At 73.4% G+C, this 18481-nt stretch carries 12 protein-coding genes; 9 read left to right on the top strand and 3 right to left on the bottom strand.

Features of this window, described 5'->3' with window-relative positions; translation table 11 throughout:
• Window positions 1-50 precede the first annotated feature (50 nt).
• Entirely contained in the window at window positions 51-1298 is a 1248-nt protein-coding gene (gene dcm / locus CA12_RS06030; RefSeq protein WP_145357966.1) for a DNA cytosine methyltransferase, read from the bottom strand.
• Between the two features lie 116 nt (window positions 1299-1414).
• On the opposite strand from dcm, the gene CA12_RS06025 reads away from it, so the two are divergent.
• From CA12_RS06025 to CA12_RS06015, 3 genes are all read left to right on the top strand, one after another.
• Window positions 1415-1837: a very short patch repair endonuclease gene (locus CA12_RS06025; protein WP_145357965.1), complete on the top strand. Its 423-nt coding sequence runs from the start codon at window positions 1415-1417 to the stop codon at window positions 1835-1837.
• Between the two features lie 170 nt (window positions 1838-2007).
• The gene (locus CA12_RS06020; RefSeq protein WP_145357964.1) at window positions 2008-6111 is read left to right on the top strand and encodes a PAS domain S-box protein; all 4104 of its coding nucleotides are present in this window, start codon (window positions 2008-2010) and stop codon (window positions 6109-6111) included.
• A gap of 242 nt (window positions 6112-6353) precedes the next feature.
• Window positions 6354-7601 (top strand): CHAT domain-containing protein, encoded by a 1248-nt coding sequence (locus tag CA12_RS06015; RefSeq protein WP_145357963.1) that lies wholly within the window; start codon window positions 6354-6356, stop codon window positions 7599-7601.
• A 218-nt stretch (window positions 7602-7819) separates the two neighbouring features.
• Here CA12_RS06015 and CA12_RS06010 read toward each other — a convergent pair whose 3' ends face one another.
• Window positions 7820-8572, bottom strand: a complete 753-nt coding sequence (locus CA12_RS06010) for a hypothetical protein (RefSeq protein WP_145357962.1) — start codon at window positions 8570-8572, stop codon at window positions 7820-7822.
• A 251-nt stretch (window positions 8573-8823) separates the two neighbouring features.
• Here CA12_RS06010 and CA12_RS06005 point away from each other — a divergent pair, with 251 nt between their 5' ends.
• The 5 genes from CA12_RS06005 (at window position 8824) to CA12_RS22740 (ending at window position 14870) form a co-directional block, all read left to right on the top strand.
• On the top strand, window positions 8824-9756 hold the full coding sequence (locus tag CA12_RS06005; protein WP_145357961.1) for a hypothetical protein: 933 nt from the start codon (window positions 8824-8826) through the stop codon (window positions 9754-9756).
• A 70-nt stretch (window positions 9757-9826) separates the two neighbouring features.
• Window positions 9827-10309 carry a hypothetical protein gene (locus CA12_RS06000; protein WP_145357960.1) on the top strand — a complete coding sequence of 161 codons (483 nt, stop codon included), beginning with the start codon at window positions 9827-9829 and terminating at the stop codon, window positions 10307-10309.
• A 56-nt stretch (window positions 10310-10365) separates the two neighbouring features.
• Window positions 10366-11598 carry a phage major capsid protein gene (locus tag CA12_RS05995; protein ID WP_145357959.1) on the top strand — a complete coding sequence of 411 codons (1233 nt, stop codon included), beginning with the start codon at window positions 10366-10368 and terminating at the stop codon, window positions 11596-11598.
• 131 nt (window positions 11599-11729) lie between these two features.
• Entirely contained in the window at window positions 11730-11960 is a 231-nt protein-coding gene (locus CA12_RS05990; protein ID WP_145357958.1) for a hypothetical protein, read from the top strand.
• A gap of 273 nt (window positions 11961-12233) precedes the next feature.
• Window positions 12234-14870, top strand: coding sequence for a YXWGXW repeat-containing protein (locus CA12_RS22740; RefSeq protein WP_145357957.1), 2637 nt, complete (start codon window positions 12234-12236; stop codon window positions 14868-14870).
• Between the two features lie 305 nt (window positions 14871-15175).
• On the opposite strand, the gene CA12_RS21915 is transcribed toward CA12_RS22740, so the two are convergent.
• Window positions 15176-16684, bottom strand: a complete 1509-nt coding sequence (locus CA12_RS21915; protein WP_165700587.1) for a hypothetical protein — start codon at window positions 16682-16684, stop codon at window positions 15176-15178.
• Between the two features lie 263 nt (window positions 16685-16947).
• Here CA12_RS21915 and CA12_RS05975 point away from each other — a divergent pair, with 263 nt between their 5' ends.
• Complete coding sequence (locus CA12_RS05975; protein WP_145357956.1) at window positions 16948-18411, top strand: hypothetical protein; 1464 nt, start codon at window positions 16948-16950, stop codon at window positions 18409-18411.
• Window positions 18412-18481: the final 70 nt, after the last annotated feature.

The following is an 18481-nucleotide window of genomic DNA, read 5'->3' as shown; positions in this document are numbered from 1 at the left end:
GTTCCTCAGGTCCTGAAACAGCTTATAAACCCAGACCGCTCACGTCGGGCTCATGCGTCCCTCAATGCCCGCCGCACCGCGGCGGCGACTTCGGCGATGACCGGGACGGCGACGCTGTTGCCGCATTGTTTGCGCAGCGCCCGATGGCTCACCGCAATGCGGAAATCGTCGGGAAATCCCTGCAGTCGCAGCAGTTCCCGGCCGGTGGGGCGGCGCTCGCCGTTGACTAATAAATAGCTGTGGCTGGCGTTCGCCCGCAGGGCGCAGCTATACGGGTGCTGGCCGATGTGGCCGCCTTTGTTCTCGTGCCAGATCGACGGGCGGATCGGCTGTTTGCCCTGCTCCCGTAGGCGGGCCAGACGCTTCGCCCGGATATATTCGGTGCCCCACAGCTTCGGGGCGACGGCGTCGTCCGGTTCGAGGATCTCCGCCAGGTCGGCCCGCTCCGGGTAGGGCTCCGGCCAACGGAAGGGGGCGGTCTCTAAATCGTTCCGCAGGGCGACGATGAAGGTGCGTTCCCGCCGCTGGGCGACGCCGTAGTTCAGGGCGTTCAGCACCGTCACGTGGGTCGTATAACCCAGCTCCTCCAGCGTGTTCACCACGGTGGCGCAGGTGCGGCCGCCGTCGTGGGTGCGGAATTGTTTGACGTTCTCCAGGACCGCGGCGGCGGGGCGGCGTTCCTTGAGAATGCGGGCGACGTCGAAGAACAGCGTTCCGCGGGTGTCCTCGAAGCCCCGCCGCTTGCCGATGATGCTGAAGGCCTGACAGGGGAAGCCGCCCAATAACAGGTCGTGCTCCGGCACGTCGGCGGCGTCAATTGCGGTGATGTCGCCGTGCGGTCGGTCGCCGAAGTTCGCCTCGTAGGTGTCGCAGGCGTCGGCGTCGATCTCCGAGGAGAACACGCATTCGCCCCCGGCCGCCTCAAAGCCCAGCCGGAAGCCCCCGATCCCCGCGAACAGATCAATAAACCGAAACGGCGGCCCCAGCGGCGAGACCCGCACCCGCCCGCGGCCGATTCGCCGGATTAGCAGCGAGCCGCCGGCGGTCAGGCCGGCCTCTTGATACCAGGCAGCCAGTTCCGGGGACTGGGCCGACTCCCCGAACAGCGGCCCGTCGCCGGACAGGGCGGCGTCGATCTGGCGGGCGGCCCCGTCGTCTGAAATGCCGTCGGTCGGGACTTCGATCCGCAACGTCTCGGCGTCGCTCAGCCAGGGGCCGCCCCGCAGCGGGCCGAGCGGCAGCACGCCGCCCCGGAGGTCGGCGGCGGTCGGGGCGATCGTCGCGAACCGCGGGGTCATGGGGCGGGGGGCAGGAGGTTGAAGGACGAAGGTTGAAGGTTGGAGCCGGGGGGGGAAGGTGGGGGCGGGCGTCGTCCCTTTCCGCCTTCAACCTGTCCCCTTCCACGTCGCCGCCCGTGGCCGATTCCGTCGACCCTGCCGTGCGGAGCGCCATCATGCGGGCGGTGCGGTCGGAGAACACCGGGCCGGAGCGCGTGGTGCGAAAACTGGCCCATCGACTGGGCTATCGGTTCCGACTGCACCGCCGCGACCTGCCCGGCACGCCGGACCTGGTCTTCCCCGGCCGGCGGAAGGCGCTCTTCGTGCACGGCTGCTTCTGGCATCGGCACCCGCATCCCGATTGCCGTCGCGGTCGCAGCACGCCGGCCAGCCGCACGGAGTACTGGGAGGCGAAGTTCGCCCGCAACGTGACCCGCGATCGCCGCAACGAGCGGGAACTGCGGGCCGCCGGCTGGGGGGTGATGGTCGTGTGGGAATGCCAGACCCGGCCGGCGGAACTGGACCGGCTGGCCGGCCGGCTGCGGCGGTTTCTGGGCTGAGGGCGGTTCCTGGGCGGGCCGACGGGGGCTCCCCCGGCGGCCGAGGGAGATTTTTTCAGGCCGCCGACGGGGAATTTCCAATCGAAACGTGCGAGAAACCCGGGGCGAACTTCCCCGGACCTCCTCGCACGCTGTTCTCGGCGGGCGAGGCGCAGACAATCGCGCTGCTCGTGACCGATCCCGCGCCCCCCGCCGACCGTTTCCCCGGCCGTCCCGCCGAGGCGGCCGGGCCGGGGGACCGATTCGCCGCGGCGCTGGCCCGGGCCGCGGACCTCGCCGCCTGTGCCGACTCCCCGGAGGCGGCGCTGGAGGCCGGCGTCGAACTGATCTGCGAACTGACCGGCTGGCCGCTGGGCCACGTCGTCCTGCCGGAACCCGGCGGGAGCGGCGGCCAGGGGCCGGGGCTGCGGGACACGAACATCTGGCACCTCGCGGCGGCGGCGGCCCGGACGGACGAGGGGCCGGCGCTGGCCGGGTTGCTGGACACGCTGGGCCCCGGTCCGTTGCCGGGCGGGAGCGGTCCGCAGGCCCCCACCGCCGCCGGCCGCGCCTTCGCCGCCGCCCGCCCCGTCTGGCGGGCGCTGGCGGGAGAGCCGGGGGGAGCGACTGAAGCCGGGCCGAACGCCAAGGGGGCGAACGCCGACGGGCCGGGGCCGATTCGGGCGGCGCTGGCGGACGCGGGGCTGCGGGGGGCGTACGCGGTGCCGCTGATCGTCGACGGGGCGGTCGCGGCGGTGTGTGAGTTCTTCACCGTCCATCTCCCGCCGGAGGCGCCGGCCGAGAGGGCCGACGGAGCCGACGGGGGCACCGGCGAGGGAACTGAGGAGAGCGTCGCCGAGGCGGCCCGGTCCGGGGCGGTCGCGGCGGCGGTGGGGCGGCAGGTCGCCGCCGCGTTGACGCAAACCCGTACCGCGGCACGGTTGGCCGCCCGGGAGGACGATCTGGACGACCTGTTCGAGACCGCCGCCGCCGGCATCGTGTTGCTGGAACCGGACGGCACGATCCGCCGCTCGAACCGGGCCTTCGCCCATTCGCTGGGCCGCTCCCCGGGGGCGCTGGCGGGACGGCCGATCGCGGAGTTGTTCGCCCCGAACGGCCGCGGCAGCGGCCCGCTGCTGGCGGCGGCCCGCTCCGGCCGGCCGCTGCTGGGACATGAGGCGGACTTCCTCACCGCCGGCCCCGGCGCCGGGTCGCCGCCGGGGCTCTCGGGCGAGGAGGGCGGTCGAGCCGGGGGCGAGATCCGCACCCTGCTGATCGACGCGGACGCCCGCCGCCCCCCCGCCCCGCCCGGCCCCGGCGAGGCGCCCAACCGCCCCACGCACTCGGGGAACGGCGACGACGAGGCGGACGAAACCGGGGGCGGGCTGTTCGTCGGCCCGGTGCTGCGGTGCTTCACCCGGGACGTGACCGCCCGCCGCCGCCGCGAACAGGACCGCAACCGCCTGGCGGAGATCGTTCGCGCCACGCCGGACGCCGTCACCTCCAAGGACCTCCGCGGGGTGCTGCAAACCTGGAACGAGGGGGCGGTCCGCATGTACGGCCACCCCGCCGACCGGGCCCTGGGCAAGTCCGCCCCGGAGCTGGGCATCGTCCCGCCGGAGCTGGCCGAGGAGGATCGCCGCCTGATGGCCACCGCCGCCGCGGGCCGCCGCGTGGAGCAGTTCCAGACGAAGCGGGTGCGGGCGGACGGGGTGCGGATCGACGTTAGCCTGACCGTGGGCCCGGTGCGGGACGCCGCCGGCCGAGTAGTGGGGGCGGCGTTCGTGGCCCGGGACATCACGGAGCAGAAGCGGGCCGCCGAGGAGCTGGAACGCGCCACCAGCCGGGCGGAGCAGGCCAGCCGGGCGAAAACGGAGTTCCTGGCGAACGTCTCGCACGAACTCCGCACGCCCATGAGCGCGATCCTGGGGTTCACGGAGCTGGCCGCCGACGAGCCGCTGCCCCCGCACGTGCTGGACTGGCTGGGCACGGTGCGGGAGAGCGCCGACCACCTGCTGGCGCTGCTGAACGAGATCCTGGACTTCTCCCGGATCGAGAGCCGCCGGTTCGAGCTGGACCCCACGCCCTTCTCCCCCCGGGAGGTGGTGGAGGAGACGGTCCGCAGCCTCGCCCCGGTCGCCGACCGCAAGGGGCTGGAACTGACCGGCTCGGTCGGCCGGGGCGTGCCGGAGGCTCTCACCGGCGACCCGGTCCGCCTGCGGCAGATCCTCACCAACCTGACTGGCAACGCGGTGAAGTTCACCGACCGCGGCCGCGTCGCGGTGCGGATCGAACGGGACGCTCCCGACGGCTCGAGGCGCGACGGCTCGGAGTCCGCGGACCGGGAGCCGGCGCTCGGGGAGCCGGTGCGGTTGCACGTCACCGTGCAGGACACCGGCCCCGGCATCGCCGCCGCCGACCGGGAGCGCGTCTTCCAGCCGTTCGCCCAGGCGGACAGCACCTCCACCCGCAAGCACGGCGGGACGGGGCTGGGGCTGTCCATCACGCACCGGCTGGTCCGGTTGATGGGCGGCACCGTCTGGCTGGAAAGCGTCTCCGACGACGACCTGCCCGAGGGCGCCCGGCGGACCGCCGACGGCGTGCCGGCGACCGGCACGACGTTTCACGTCGCCCTGACGCTGCCGGCGGCGGACCCGGGCTCGGTGTCGCGGGAGGGCACCGTCGCGGACGTGCCCCAGGACCTCGCCCCCCGGCTGCGCGGCCTGCCGGTGCTGGTGGTGGACGCCAGCCCGGAGAACCGCCGCCTGCTCTGCGAGGCGCTGGAAAGCTGGCAGATGGCGCCCGTCACCGCCGCCACCGCGCAAGAGGCGCACGAACTGGTCGCCGCCGCCGCCGCCGAGGGCCACGCCTTCCCGCTGGTGCTGGCCGACGCCGCCCTCGCCGGCCTGCCCTCCGCCCCCCGCCGGGCCGGCGGCCGTTCGAGCGGACGGACCAACGGACGACCGAACGGCGCCCCGACCGACGCCAAGCCGGGGTCCTCGAAGACGGGCGCCTCGAAAACCGCCGCGGCGAACTGGGACGCCGAGGCGAACGCTTACCCGGGGCTGGTGGCCGAGGCGGCGGCGGCGGGCGGGGCGGGCGTGGTGCTGGTCACCGCCGACGGCCGCCGCCGCCGCCGCGCCGAACTGGACGCCCCCGGCGTCGCCGGCACGGTGGAGAAGCCCATCGCCCGCAGCGAACTGCTGGACACCATCGTCGCGGCGCTGGGCGCGGAGCCGATTCACGAATCCGAGGGCGACCGCCCCCGCTCCGTCACCCCCGCCGCCCAGGCCGCCCGGCTGCGGATCCTGCTGGTGGAGGACACCGCCGCCAACCGCAAGGTGATCACCGCGGTGCTGACCAAACGCGGCCACAAGGTGACCGTCGCGGTGAACGGCCGGGCCGGCGTGGAGACCTTCACCCGGGCTCTGGATCAGGCCGCCGACCGCACCGCCGCCGGCAAGGCGCCCGTGCACGCCCGGGCCGTCGGCGGCCGCCGGGGCGGGTTCGACGCGGTCCTGATGGACGTGCAGATGCCGGTGCTCGACGGCCTGCGGGCCACCTCGGAACTGCGACGGATCGAGGAGGCCCGCGACCTGCCCCGCACCCCCGTGCTGGCCCTCACCGCCCACGCGCTCAAGGGCGACCGGGAGCGCTGCCTGGCGGCGGGGATGGACGGCTACCTCTCCAAGCCGATCGACGTGCACGAGCTGATCGGCACCCTCGAACGGCACGCCCGCCGCGCCCGCCGCACGGCCGCCGCGCACGGCAAGACGGATCGGGCCGCCCTCGCCGCCGCCGCCGACCTGCCGGACTCGGACCCGTCATTGGGAGTTCTGAACGACCCCGGCGCGGGAACCTCCACCGTGGACATGGCCGTTCTCGACGAGGACGAGGACGCGCCGGCGATCTTCGACCGGGCCGCGGCGCTGGCCCGGATGGGCGGGGACAGCGGGCTGCTGGCGGAGGTCGCCGGGCTGTTCGCCGAGGACGCCCCCCCGCTGTGCCGCACCTTCCAGGAGGCCGCCGAGACCGGCGACGCGGAGGCCGCCCGGGTGGCGGCCCACACGCTCAAGGGGATCTGCGCCACGGTGGGCGGGGACCGGGCGAAGGCCGCCGCCGGTGCCGCGGAGCAGGCCGCCAGCGCCCACGTGGACGACGCCCTCGCCGCCGGCCGCGACCCCGCCGCCCTGCCGCCCGCCGACGTCGCCGACCTCCCCCCCGCCGGCGCCGCCTTGACCAGCGCCGTTACCCAACTCGCCACCGCCCTCACCGAGGCGTTCCTCACGCGGTGAGAGGCGGCCGCCCTGCCGAGCGGTCGGACCGCCGCTTGACCGGCCGTCGGGGGCGGGATGAGATGGAAACGCCGGCAAATCGCCCCCCGGCCCGCGGCGCGTTCTCCAGCCGGCCTGCCCCCACCTCCTGCGGCCCGCCCCACGTAAACCGCGTCCGATCCGGCGCGTGAAAACGTGCGCACGTTTTCACGCGCCGGATCGGAGGAAACATTCGTCTTGCAGCAAGAAAACGAACTCACACGATGCCTATCGTACTCATGTTATCGGCCGGCCCATTGGATCAGGACCGCCTGCGGCTGGGGGCCGAGTTCCGCGACATTCGACACTCGCTCCAGCGTTCGAGAAATCGAGAGAATTGGACGATCGAAAGTAATGAAGCCGCGACAGTAGATGATCTGCGAAGGGCAATGTTGGATTACCGCCCCTCTGTCGTTCATTTCTCTGGCCACGGGAGCGGCTTGGGCGGCCTTTGCTTTGAAGATGAAAACGGCAACACACATCTCGCAGATGCTGCGCCGCTCGCCAAACTATTTCACCATTTCAAAGACGATCTGAAATGTGTCGTGCTGAATGCCTGCTATTCAAAGATCCAAGCCGATGCGATCCGCGACGAAATCGACTACGTAATTGGGATGCGATCCGCCGTCGGTGATCACTCTGCGGCAAAATTTGCCGTGGCTTTCTACGACGCTGTTTTTGCGGGCACTAACTATCGTACGGCGTTCGCTCTCGGTTGTACCGCTCTCGACCTCAACTCGTTGCCTGATTCTGACGTTCCCGTATTCATGACGGGCTCCCATCTCGACATATCGACCCTGCCGTACACCAGCTGCGTGCCCGAAGTCGAACGCGTCCTCTATACGTACTTCAATACCCCCTTTCGGGATCGAGCTCCACTCACGACGGGCGGCGATCGGCTCAAAAGGACCATTCAAAAATACTACGGTGAGCAGGTGCGACGCAATGTAGACAAGGTGCAAGTTCTAGGGATGGATCAAATGGACGACGACCAATGGCGAGTCCTCGTCGAAGTGGCCGCAGGAGAAGACCGGCAGCAGTGCGTGGTCTATGTGTATATCCACGACCGCCGCGTCTTGGTTGAATGGGAAGCCACAGTGGGCTATTGGAGTGTGCCGGTAAAAACTTATCTTGCGCTCGGTTCGGACGGGCCCGTAATCGCTCGCGTCAAGGCGCAGCTTGGTGACTACTACAACTACGGCTTTGCTGATCAGCAGCACCGGTTTCAATGCGTCGATCTTCGCACTGAGACAAACGCAAGTCTCTATGGATACGTCCGGCGACACTCGGATGCTTACGGCGATTTGATCACAATTATCGACGACGGCAATTGGCACTCCGTTACGCTCGAAATTGTAAATGCAACAGACAAAACCGACATGCCGCTCATCCAGAGAGTGCTTTCGCCAACTTGGCTGTTTACACCGTCTGACAGTACTGCAGAACCAAGCAGTGAACGCGGAGCAGCGTAGTCACGTTTTCAGATGGAGGACTAACCGCGGCGGCCCGGTTATCGCAAATGTTCCGCGAGCGGGCGGGTGGCCGGGGTGACGGGACGGGTCGGTGATTCTTTGCTGACGGGTGGCCGGGGTCGGCTCGCTCGAGACTTTGTCTTCGAGGCGACGTGGCCGGGCCGCCCCCGGGGCGGGCGAGGCTCGATCAAGAGCAAGCCGCGTCGCCCTCCCGTCGCCTAGTTCAGCGGGGCCGGCGTCGCGTCGACGCGTTCCAACTTGGCCGCTTCGGCTTCGGGGGCAATCACGCCGCCGGTGCCGTCCGGGTAATCCTGCCCGGCGGCGGGGGCGCCGATCATCAGCCGCACCGGCACGACGCCCAGCGAGGCCAGCGCCGCGTCGTAGTCCTCCACGATCTCCGCGTCCGCCGGCGGGGGATCGGCGCCGATCGAGTCGGCGTGCTCCTGCGTCAGGTCGCGGTCGTCGGAGGTCAGGAACGTCTGCACCGGCTCGCCGGGGGCGTGCCGCTCCAAGGAGACCGACCCGCTGGTGTCCTCCCCCTGAAAGATGAGCACGGGGGCGTTCAACGTCTCGGCGAACGCCGCCGCGTCGAAGTCCTCCCACACCCCGACGCGGTGGCAGACCTGCACCCAGTCGCTGCCCTTCACCTGGGCGATCGTGCCGGAGGGGCCGTACATCGCCTCGTCCGTCGCCGTCACCGGCACGTTCTCGGTCACGCTTTGCCCGACGGTTTTGCCGTACGCCTCGGAGACCGCGTCCATCGGGGCCTGCGCGAACAGCACGACCCAGGAGTAATCCCCGAAGTCGCCCACGAAGGCGCTGAACTCTTCCGGCGGAGCGTACGGGGCGTCCTCGTCCTCGAACGCCTCGTCGTCCGTCGTCGCGGCGTCCGGGGCTGGGGAACAGCCGACGGAGAGGCCTCCCGTCAGCAGGGCGAGGGCGGCCAGGGCGGAGCAGAGCGGAGGGCGCACGGGAGGCCTCGGGCTTGGGGGGAAGCGGCGACGAACGGCGACGCGGGACCCCGGACTCTGCGTGAACCGCGCTTCGCCCCGCAACCGAACCGCGCCCGGCCGGACGCCTGCGTCCGGCGGGGGCGGGCGGATTGGGAGCCGTAACCCATTGAGGTGCAGCCGCTTCGGACAAAACAGGTCCCGGGGCCGCCTTAGGTAGAGGTCGCATCTTGAAGCGGCCCGCCCCCGAGCGAATCCGACCGAGCAAACCCGTGATCGAACCTGCGACCGAATCCAAACCGCCCGATTCCGATCGGAGTCCCGAACCGCTGACCGAACGGATCGCCGACTGGCGCCCGACCGGCGAGGCGATCGACGCCGCCGCCCGCGTGGTCCGCGGCGTGGCCCTGTGCGGGACGACCTCCCGCAACGGCTACGCCTACCCCGAAGCGGTCCTGCGGGCCGCCGCCCCGCTGTACGAGGGGGCGCCGGTCTTCCTCGACCACGCCCCGGCCGCCCCGACCGGCCGCCCCGCGGACCGCGGCCGCAGCGCCCGGGACTACGTCGGCAGCGTGAGGGCCGTGCGGTTCGAGGAGGGCCGACTGCGGGGCGACGTGGCCGCGTTGGACACCGACGCCGGCCGCACCTTCCTCGCCCTGGCGGCCGGCGACGCCGCCGGCGCCGCCCCGCGGGTGGGGATGAGCCACGTGGTGCTCGCCGAACGCACCGCCGACGGCTCCGCCGTGACCGCGATCCGCGAGGTGCTCTCCGTCGACGCCGTCGCCTTCCCCGCGACCGTCTCCCGGCTGCGGGAGTCACTGTCTCCCAAATCGGGAGACAACACGGGAGACACGGACTCGCAGCAACTCCGCGAGGAACTGGCGGAAGCTCAGGCCGAGGTCGCCCGTTTGCGGCGGGAACGCACGGCGCAGGCGGCGGCGGACGCGGCAATCGAGGAGGTCGGCCTGCCGGGCTGGGCGGCGACGCCGACGTTCCGGCGGGCCCTGGCCGCCGCCGCGACCGACGCCGAGCGCCGCGCCCTCGCCGAGGACCGCGTCGCCGTGCTGGAGCGGCTCCGCATCGTCCGCCCGCCGGACGACCCCTCCGCCGACGTCTGGCCCCGCGGCCCCGTGAGCCGGTCGCGGCCCGCGGCGACCGGACCGGACCGCGGCGCCCTACTCGTCCGGGCCGTCCGCGGCGCCTGATCCGGCGGCTCCTCTCCCGGCGTCCCCCGTCATTTCCCAGCCTTTTACTCTCCACGAAAGAGTTTTGATCATGTCCGTTTTGTCCTACCGCACCGGCCCGACGCAGTTGGTGCGGGTTCCGAGCGATCCCGCGTTCACGATCCGCCCCGGCATGTTGGTGGGGCTGTTCGGGTCGGCGATCCGTCCGCCCTCCGGCACGCCCTGGGCGGGCGACGTCGACGCGACCCGCAGCGTGTTCGCGGAGGTGTTCCTGGGCGTGGCCCACTCCGCCGCGGAGGCCGGCGTGAGCCAGATGGTCTCCGTGGATCTCAGCCCGCTGGCCGTCTACGCCCCCGCGCTGGAGGCGGGCGGGTGCGCGTTCGGCGCGGGGCTGGCGCCGGCCGACGCCGGTGGCGAGCTGTCCGACGACCTGCTCGCCCCGACGGGCAGCCGGGCCTCGGCGGTGGGGCTGGCGCTGGAGACCGCCGCCGCGGACGCCCCCGTCGTCCGGGCCGCGTTCGCCTCCGTCTACAGCCCCGCCGCCAACACCACCAAGGCGCTCGGCCCCAGCTGACCGCGCTGCGGCGCCGTCCTGTTCCCCCTTCTCATCTCTCAGACAGAGGTTTCTCCATGCAACGCACCGACCTGGCCGGGTTGATCGATTCCCTCGGCCCCGCCGCCTTCTACGAGAAGACCCGCGACCTGCTGACCGCCGGCACGCTGACCCCCGACGACTTCAGCCTCCGCCGCCTCGCCGAGGCCTGCGGGATCTTCGGCAGCCCGTCGTTCGGGGGACCGGGCGATCGCGGCGTGAGCGACGGGCTCGCCGCGCTCCGCGAGGCCGCCGCCGGCCCGGACCGGGCGCCGGTCGCCCTGCTGAGCGAGCACGCCCCCGGCGCCCGCACGGATCTGTTCCGCGTCGTCACCGCCGAACTGCTGGCCCGCAAGGTGGCCGAGGGCTACGACGCGGCCGCGGGGCTGATCGGCGATGCGCTGGTCACGGTCGTGAAGGCGACCGGGCGGGGGGCGAAGATCGCCGGCTTCACCGCCACCGCCAGCCCCACGACGATCCCCGAGGGTCACAAGTACGAGGAGAGCACCTTCGCGGAGAAGTTCGTCACCTCGGAGGAGAGCAAACAGGGCCGCATTCTCTCCGTCACAGAGGAGCTGATCGCCTTCGACCAGACCGGCGAAGTCTTCCGCCGGGCCGTCCGGTTGGGCGAGGGGCTGCGGCAGGAGCGCGAGCGGACGATCGTGCGGGCCGTCGCCGACGCGGAGCCCGGCAAGCCGGTCTATCGCCCCGGCGGCGTGGGCGAAACGCTGTACGCCGCGGACGGCTCGAACCGAAATCTGATCGGCCCCGCGAACACGACCAGCCCGACCCACGCGAGCGCCCTGCCGCTGGACGACTGGGCCGCCCTGGACGCCGCCCGCGGCTACCGGGCGACGGAAGTTCTGGACGACAGAGTCGACGGTCAGCGCCGCCCGATCCTCGCCCCGGCGACGCAGGTCCTCGTGCCGGAGAGCCTAGCCGGCACGGCCCGCGGCATCGTCGAGGCCACGGAGATCCGCCGCACGGTCGACGGGACCACGACCGTCTCCGGCAACCCGCACCGGCGGTTGGAGGTGCTGTCGAGCCCCTTCCTGGACGAACTGGGCGCCGAGGGCCGGCGGGACTGGTACCTGGGCGACTTCCGCAAGCAGTTCGTGTGGACGGAGGTCTGGCCCGTGCAGACGTTCCTGCAGCGCAGCGACGGCCCGGCGGCGTTCGAGCGGGACGTCGCCCTGCGGGTGAAGGCCCGCTACTTCGGCGGCGTCTCCGCCACGGACACCGCGTTCGTCACCAAGGTCCTCGGCGGCTGAATCGATTTCGGAAGGGGGATGGCGGAGGGCGGAGGGGACGCGCAAGCGTCGCCCCGCAGCCCCCCGACCGTCGTCTCCCCTTCCGCCTTCCGCCCTCCCCCCTCCGCCTTCTTTCCAAAGCGACCGATCCCATGAACACCACAGCGACCGTCCCCTCCCCGCGTTTCCGCCTGAACGCGGCGGACGGGCTGAAGATCCTCCGCGGCGCCGCGCTGGCGGCCGGCGGGGCGATTCTGGCGTACCTCAGCACGGAGGTCCTGCCGAACCTGGAGACCGGCGCCGCCCTGGGCGGGGCCCTCGCCGCCGCCGCCGCCACGGCCCTGAACGCCCTCCGCAAATGGCTGACCGGCCCGACGCCGTAACCGGCCCGATCCTGTAACCAGTCCGACGTCGTCACGGCGACGACCTGACTGCTCCGCGACCCGGCCGCGTTCCCGCGGCCGGGTCGTTCTGTGCGCGAGGCGAGGCGGTCGGCGGCGGGGCGGCGGCCGGTTCTTCGCCCCGGGGCGGTGGTGCGAGTTCTCCCGATCGCGCCGCGCGGGCGTCCGCCGCCAGATGACTGCGGACGCGCTCTAACTTCAGCGCCTCGGCTCTCGCCGATCTCGCAACCCTTCCTTCGACACAGAACGCTCACCATGCACATCCGCCGATCCTGGGGCGCCGCCGCGCTCCTGCTCCTCCCCTGGGCCGCTCATGGGCCGGGGTCCGCCCACGGGCAGGACCCGCTGCTCCCGGACCTGCCGCAGACCCCCCCGAACCTCACGGCGCCGGGGAACGGCGGCCAAGCAGGGCAGCAGGGGTTCGATCAGCAGGGCGCCGAGGAAATCCTTACCCGCGGCCCGCTGCACGAGGCGTTCGCCCGGCCCTACGCGGAGCAGCCGGAGCCCGGGCTGATCGTCGAACGCCAACCCCCCGGCCCGATCGACGAGGTCCCGCCGGATCAGCGGCCGGAAGGCGACAACGTCGAATGGATTCCCGGCTACTGGGGCTGGGAGGTCGATGAGCAGGATTACCTGTGGATCAGCGGCATGTGGCGGGACGTTCCCGCCGGCCGCAGCTGGGTGCCCGGCTACTGGGCCGAGGCGAGCGACGGTTCCCAGGGCGGCTACCAGTGGGTGAGCGGCTTCTGGGCGGACACCCGGACGGAAAGCGTTAGCTACCTGCCCTACCCGCCGGAAACCCTCGAACGCGGCCCCAGCGCCCCCGCCCCGGAGGGCGACTACTTCTACGTGCCCGGCTGCTGGGTCTGGGCCGCTGACGACGCCGCCCGCGGCTACCGCTGGCGGCCCGGCTTCTGGGCGCCGGCCCAGGAGGAGTACGTCTGGATTCCCGACCATTACGAATGGACCCCCTACGGCTGCGTGTTCGTCGCGGGTTACTGGGACTTCCCGCTGGAGCGCCGCGGCCTGCTGTTCGCCCCGGCGACCTTCGGCCCCACCTACGTGAGCCGCACCCGCTACGTGCCGAGCGTCGTGGTGAACCCGGAACTGCTGGTTACCACCCTGTTCGTCTCCCCGCGGTATCAGCACTACTACTACGGCGACTACTACAACACCGCGCAGTTCGACGGGTTCGGCTACGGCGGGCGCCGGAACGCCACGCTGCTGCCCTGGTACGCCCTGGCGTCCCCGCAGTACGGCTACGGCTACTCCGATCCGCTGCTGACCTACTACCGCTGGAACTACGCCCGGCGTGACGTGAACCTCGTCGAGCGGTTGCAGACCTGGAGCACGTTCTATCAGCGGAACGAACGGGCCCGCCCGCCGCGGACCTACGCCGCCTTCGCCAACGCCGTGAACGTCGGCGCCGGCAGCGGTCAGGCCTCCACGTTCGCGGACTTCGCCGTCACCCTCAGCGACCTCAACGCCGGCGCCAACGTGGGCGCCCGGGGGGCCGACGCTCGGTTCGGCGGCTTCGGCCGACTGGTCAACGTGGACCAACCTCGGATTGAACGCGCCGTGCGGAGCCGCGACGTCTTCCGCGACCTCACCCGTCAGCGGAGCCAGTTGGAGCGACTCGAAGCCGCCGTCGACACGCAGGGCGAACGCCTGGAGAACGTCGCCGAACAGGCCCGGGACCGTCAGCTGAATCTGGGCGAGTTGGCGAACGCCGCGGAGAACGCCGCTGAGAACGCCGCCGACGCGGACGATCGGGTCACCGCCCGTCCCAACTTCGGCAACCGCGGCGACAATCAACCGGGCCGCGGCAACGGCCGGCCGGATCTGCCCGAGCCGCCCCAGCCGGGCGGCGACGCCGCCCCCGGCGACGCCGCTCCCGGCGAGAACGCCGGGGCGGACCGCCGCGAACCCGGCCGCGGGTTCAACCCCCGCGACGTCTTCGGCCGCGACGGCGAACGCGGCGATCGGCCGGGACTCGGCAATCGTGGCGACGACGCGCCGGGACGTGGCGACCGTGGCGACGATCGGCCGGGGCTCGGCAACCGTGGCGACGACGCGCCGGGACTCGGCGATCGTGGCGACGACGCGCCGGGGCTCGGGGATCGCGGCGACCGCCCGGGGATGAACGAGGATCGCGGCGGCCGCGACGTGCCGCCGCCGTTCCGCGCCGGTCAACCGGACGCCGGCAACGAGAACGCCGGCCAAGGTCGCCGCGGCCCGTTCGACCGCACTCCCCCCGGCCTGGGCGCCGACGGCCAACCCGGCGCTCAACCCGGCGGCCAGCCCGGCGCTCAACCCGGCGCCGAGAACCCCGGCCGCGGCAATCGCGGCGCCGATCGCCGGCCCGACCGGCCCGGCGACGCGGGCGGACGCAGCGGTGAGATGAACCGCGGCAACGCCGGCGCCCCCGACGCCCCGGGTCGCGGCAACGCGGACGCCCCGGGCCGCGGTAACGCGGACGCCCCGGGCCGCGGTAACGCGGACGCCCCGGGCCGCGGTAACGCGGACGCCCCGGGCCGCGGTAACGCGGACGCCCCGGGCCGCGGCAATGCCGGCGCCCCGGGCAATCCGGGCCGCGGCAATGCGGGCGGACCGGGGAACCGCGGCGGCGGTCGGGGGAACGGGGGCGGACCGAGCGCCGCCCCGCAGGCCCCCTCGACGCCGTCCACCCCCTCGACGCCCTCCGCCCCGGAGACCCCGTCTGCCCCGGAAACGCCGTCCGCCCCGTCGACGCCGGCCGCCCCGTCGACGCCGGCCGCCCCGTCGACGCCGGCCGCTCCGGAGACGCCGCCGGCGGCTGAGGCGCCGGAGACCCCCGCCCCGGCGGCGCCGGAAACGCCGTCCGTCCCGGCGGGCGAGGACAAGGACGACTGACCCTCCGGGTTGGTCTTCAGACGCAGTGCCGCAGGGCGGCGGGACCACGTCCCGCCGCCCTGTTTGCGTGCGCGGTCGGAGAACTGAAGATCGGCTCCGGCCGCTCAGCCAGGACGGCAGCCCGAGGCGCGAGCCGAGGCCGGGTGAGGCGGCGAACGTCATCCCGCCTCGGCGTGCGCCTCGGCGTGCGCCTCGGGCTGCCAAAGAGCGTCAAACGCAATGCCGCCCCGGCCGCGGGGGGAACCCTGCGACCGGGGCGGCGGTGGGACGAACGACGGAGACGCGTCACGAGGGACGCGGCGGCGTCAGTTCTTAATCGGGGCGGTCTCGCCGGACGCGGCGGCTTCGCCGGCGGCGGCCGTCTCGCCGGAGACGGCGGGCTGGGGTTCGACGGGAGCCGGAGCGGGCGTGGCGGGAGCGGTCGGCCGCGTGGGGAAGGCGGAGAGGGAACCGTCCGCCGTGACCTCGCCGCTCAGTTCGCCCTGCACGCCGCCGACCGGCACGATCACGGAGGGCATCGGTTCCGGCCGGGGCTGCGGGAGGCGACGGCCCGGCAGGGAGGTCCCGCCCTGGGCGGAGCCCGCGGCGGTCGCGGACGCGGCGGCGCCGATCATCCCGCCGACGCCGACGGCGCCCTCGGCGGCGCCTTCGACCTGCGTCTCGACGCGGGTCCGCTGGTCGTACTGGGCGCGGGCGATCGCTTCCAGCCGATCGCACTGGACCAGAACCTCGGTCTTGCCGGAGGCGATCGCCTGGTCCCGGGCGCGGTCGATCTGGGCGAGGCGGTGGGAGAGGATGAGTTCGGCCCGGGAGAGTTCGAACCGGGCGCCGGCGTCGGCACCGGTGCGGCCGAGGCGGGCGTCGACGCCCACGGAGCCGGCCTCAAGGGAGCCGGCCATCTCGCCATTCACGCCGCCGTTCAGCACGCCGTTGCTGCCGATCACGGCGCCGGAGCCTTGGCGGCTCCCGCGGGCGCCGGCCTGTGCGGAAGCGTCGGCGGAGACGCCCACGCCCAGCCCGGCGCCGGCGCCCAGCCCAGCGCCGGCACCAGTGCCCAGCCCAGCGCCGGCGCCCAGCACGGCGCCAGCGCCGCCTTGGCCCGCGGCGCCGTGGCTCAGCAGGCCGGCATCGCCCAGCACGCCGCCGCGGCCGAGGGCGGCGCCGCCGCCAAGTTCGGCGCCGCTATGCACGCCGAGGCCCAGCCCGCCGCGGAGGTCGCGTCCCACGCGTCCGGCGCCGGTCTGCGGGGTGACGCGGCCGGCGGCCCCGCCGCCCAGTGCCCCGCTGCCGCCCAGCACGCCGCCGCCGAGGGCTCCGCCGCCGCCGAGGGCCCCGCCGCCGCCGAGGGCCCCGCCGCCGCCGAGGGCCCCGCCGCCGCCGAGGGCCCCGCTGCCGCCGAGGGCCCCGCTGCCGCCGAGGGCCCCGCTGCCGCCGAGGGCCCCGCTGCCGCCGAGGGCCCCGCTGCCGCCGAGGGCCCCGCTGCCGCCGAGGGCCCCGCTGCCGCCGAGGGCCCCGCTGCCGCCGAGGGCCCCGCTGCCGCCGAGGGCCCCGCTGCCGCCGAGGGCCCCGCTGCCGCCGAGGGCCCCGCCGGCCGCGGCCCCGCCGGAGGCGGCCGCCCCGGCGCCGGTTCCGGCGGCGGTCGCCCCGGCGGCGCCGCTTGCCGTGGCGTTGACCCGGCCGGCGCCGAGCAGGCGGCCGCGGCTCTGGAGCGCCCGATCGACCGAGCTGCCAAGCTGCGGGGCGGCCGACAGTTCGGCGGCGCCGGCGGCCATGACGGCGGCCGCGATCAGGCCGTGGAGGGACTTGGAACGCATGGCGTTCTTCCGTGTGAGAAGGGCTGAGGCCGCGAGACGGCGCTGGAAGCGCGGCGTCTGGAGCGGCGGCGAACGCGGGGGCGATAACACGCGTCGCGGCCGACGGTCCAGACCGGTTCGGGCCGTCGGGCAGGTCTTGACCGATCCGTCGTTCGCATCTAGTTCCGCCTCGGGCCGCCGTTGCCGCGCCCGTCGTCATGCGTTCCGGAGGCGTCTTCCCGGGACCATTCCCTCCCGACGCCCGCAGAGCCGGGGCGAGCCGTATGCACCGTCGTCCCGCCCCGCGGCCCGTCTTCCCCCCGCTCGTCTGGGCGGCGGCGTGGCTGGCGGCGGGCGGGCTCGCGGCGGGGACGCCGACCGCGGCGGTCGCGGCGCCGCCCCCGCCGGCGATGGTGGACTACCTGGCGAAGAAGGCGGCCGCCGCGCCGCAGGACGCCACCGCCCAGCGCCTCTACGGCCGGGCCCTGCTCGACGCGGATCGGGCGGAGGAGGCCGCGGAGCGCCTGCGGGCGGCGGCGGCGCTGGACCCGCTGGGCGGGGCGGCCCGGTTTGACCTCGGCCGGGCCCTGCACGCCCTCGGCGACGACGCCGGCGCCGCGTCCCACTGGCGGGAAACGATCCGCCTCGCCCCGGACAGCGACTACGCCGCCGACGCCGCGGCCCGCCTCGCCGAACTGCCCCCCGAGGTCGCCGCCGAACCGGCCGTCACACCGATTCCCGACGTGTTCGCGAACGGCTCCGCCGACGCCGGCGTGACGCCCGCCGGCTTCGAGATCCGCGAGTTCCCCGGCCCCCCCGCCCCGGCGCCGTTTCTCGACGAACCGATCGCCGACGGCTTCTTCCCCAGCCTGCTGCCGGACGGCCTGCCGCTGTCGCTCCGGCTCGAAACCGGCCTGCTGTACGACAGCAACGTCGCCCTGGCGCCGACCTCCCGGCAACTCGCCCCCGGCGACCGGGAGAGTTTTCAATTCTTCCTCGGCGGGGATGCGGAATACGCCCTCGCCAAGGGCGACGGCTGGGCGGCCGGGGCGCTCTCCTCCACCCGGTTCACGCTGAACGAGGGGGAGTTCTCCGCCCTGAACCTCCGCAGCTTCACGCCCGGGCTGTACTCCGAATGGGCCGTCCCCTGGGCCGACGGCGCCCTGGTGCCGCGGTTGGAATATCGCTTCACCCTCGACCAGTTCGACGGGGAGACGTTCTCGCAGCGGCACGGCCTGGTCGGCCGGCTGACCCACCTGCGGAACGACGGCGGCGCCGCCGTCGGCTATCTGGCCGTCGACCAGGCCGACTTCGAATCCGACGGCATCCTCCCCGAAGTCACCAGCGCCGACGGCGTGACCTACGCCGCCGGCGTCGCCCGGGAGTGGCTCGTCGGGATGCGGCACCTCTCCGGCGTGCGGCTGGCCGTGGATTTCGACCGTCTGGACGCGACCGGCAGCGACTACGCCTACCTCGGCGGCGGCCTGTCCGGGCAGGCGGTGATCCCGATCGTCCCCACGCTGGACCTGACCCTCAGCGGCGGCCTGGGCTATCGCCACTACGACCGCTTCGAGTTCGAACCCAGCCGCGACGAGGTGATCTATCGCGCCGGCGGCGAGCTCCGAAAGTGGTTCACCCCCCGGCTGAGCGTCGCCGCGGTGGCGAACTACCAGCGGTTCGATTCGGAAAACCCCCTGTTCGAGTCCGACCGCTTCGTCGCGGGGGTGATCTCGGAGTGGACGTACTGAGGCGGGCGGGCCTTCCCAATGAGTCCGAAGCGCAAGCGAGGGTAGACGGCTCCGATCCTCGCTTGCGCTT

This window comes from Alienimonas californiensis (assembly GCF_007743815.1).
Taxonomy (GTDB): domain Bacteria; phylum Planctomycetota; class Planctomycetia; order Planctomycetales; family Planctomycetaceae; genus Alienimonas; species Alienimonas californiensis.
This window is presented reverse-complemented; position numbering and strand designations above follow the sequence as displayed.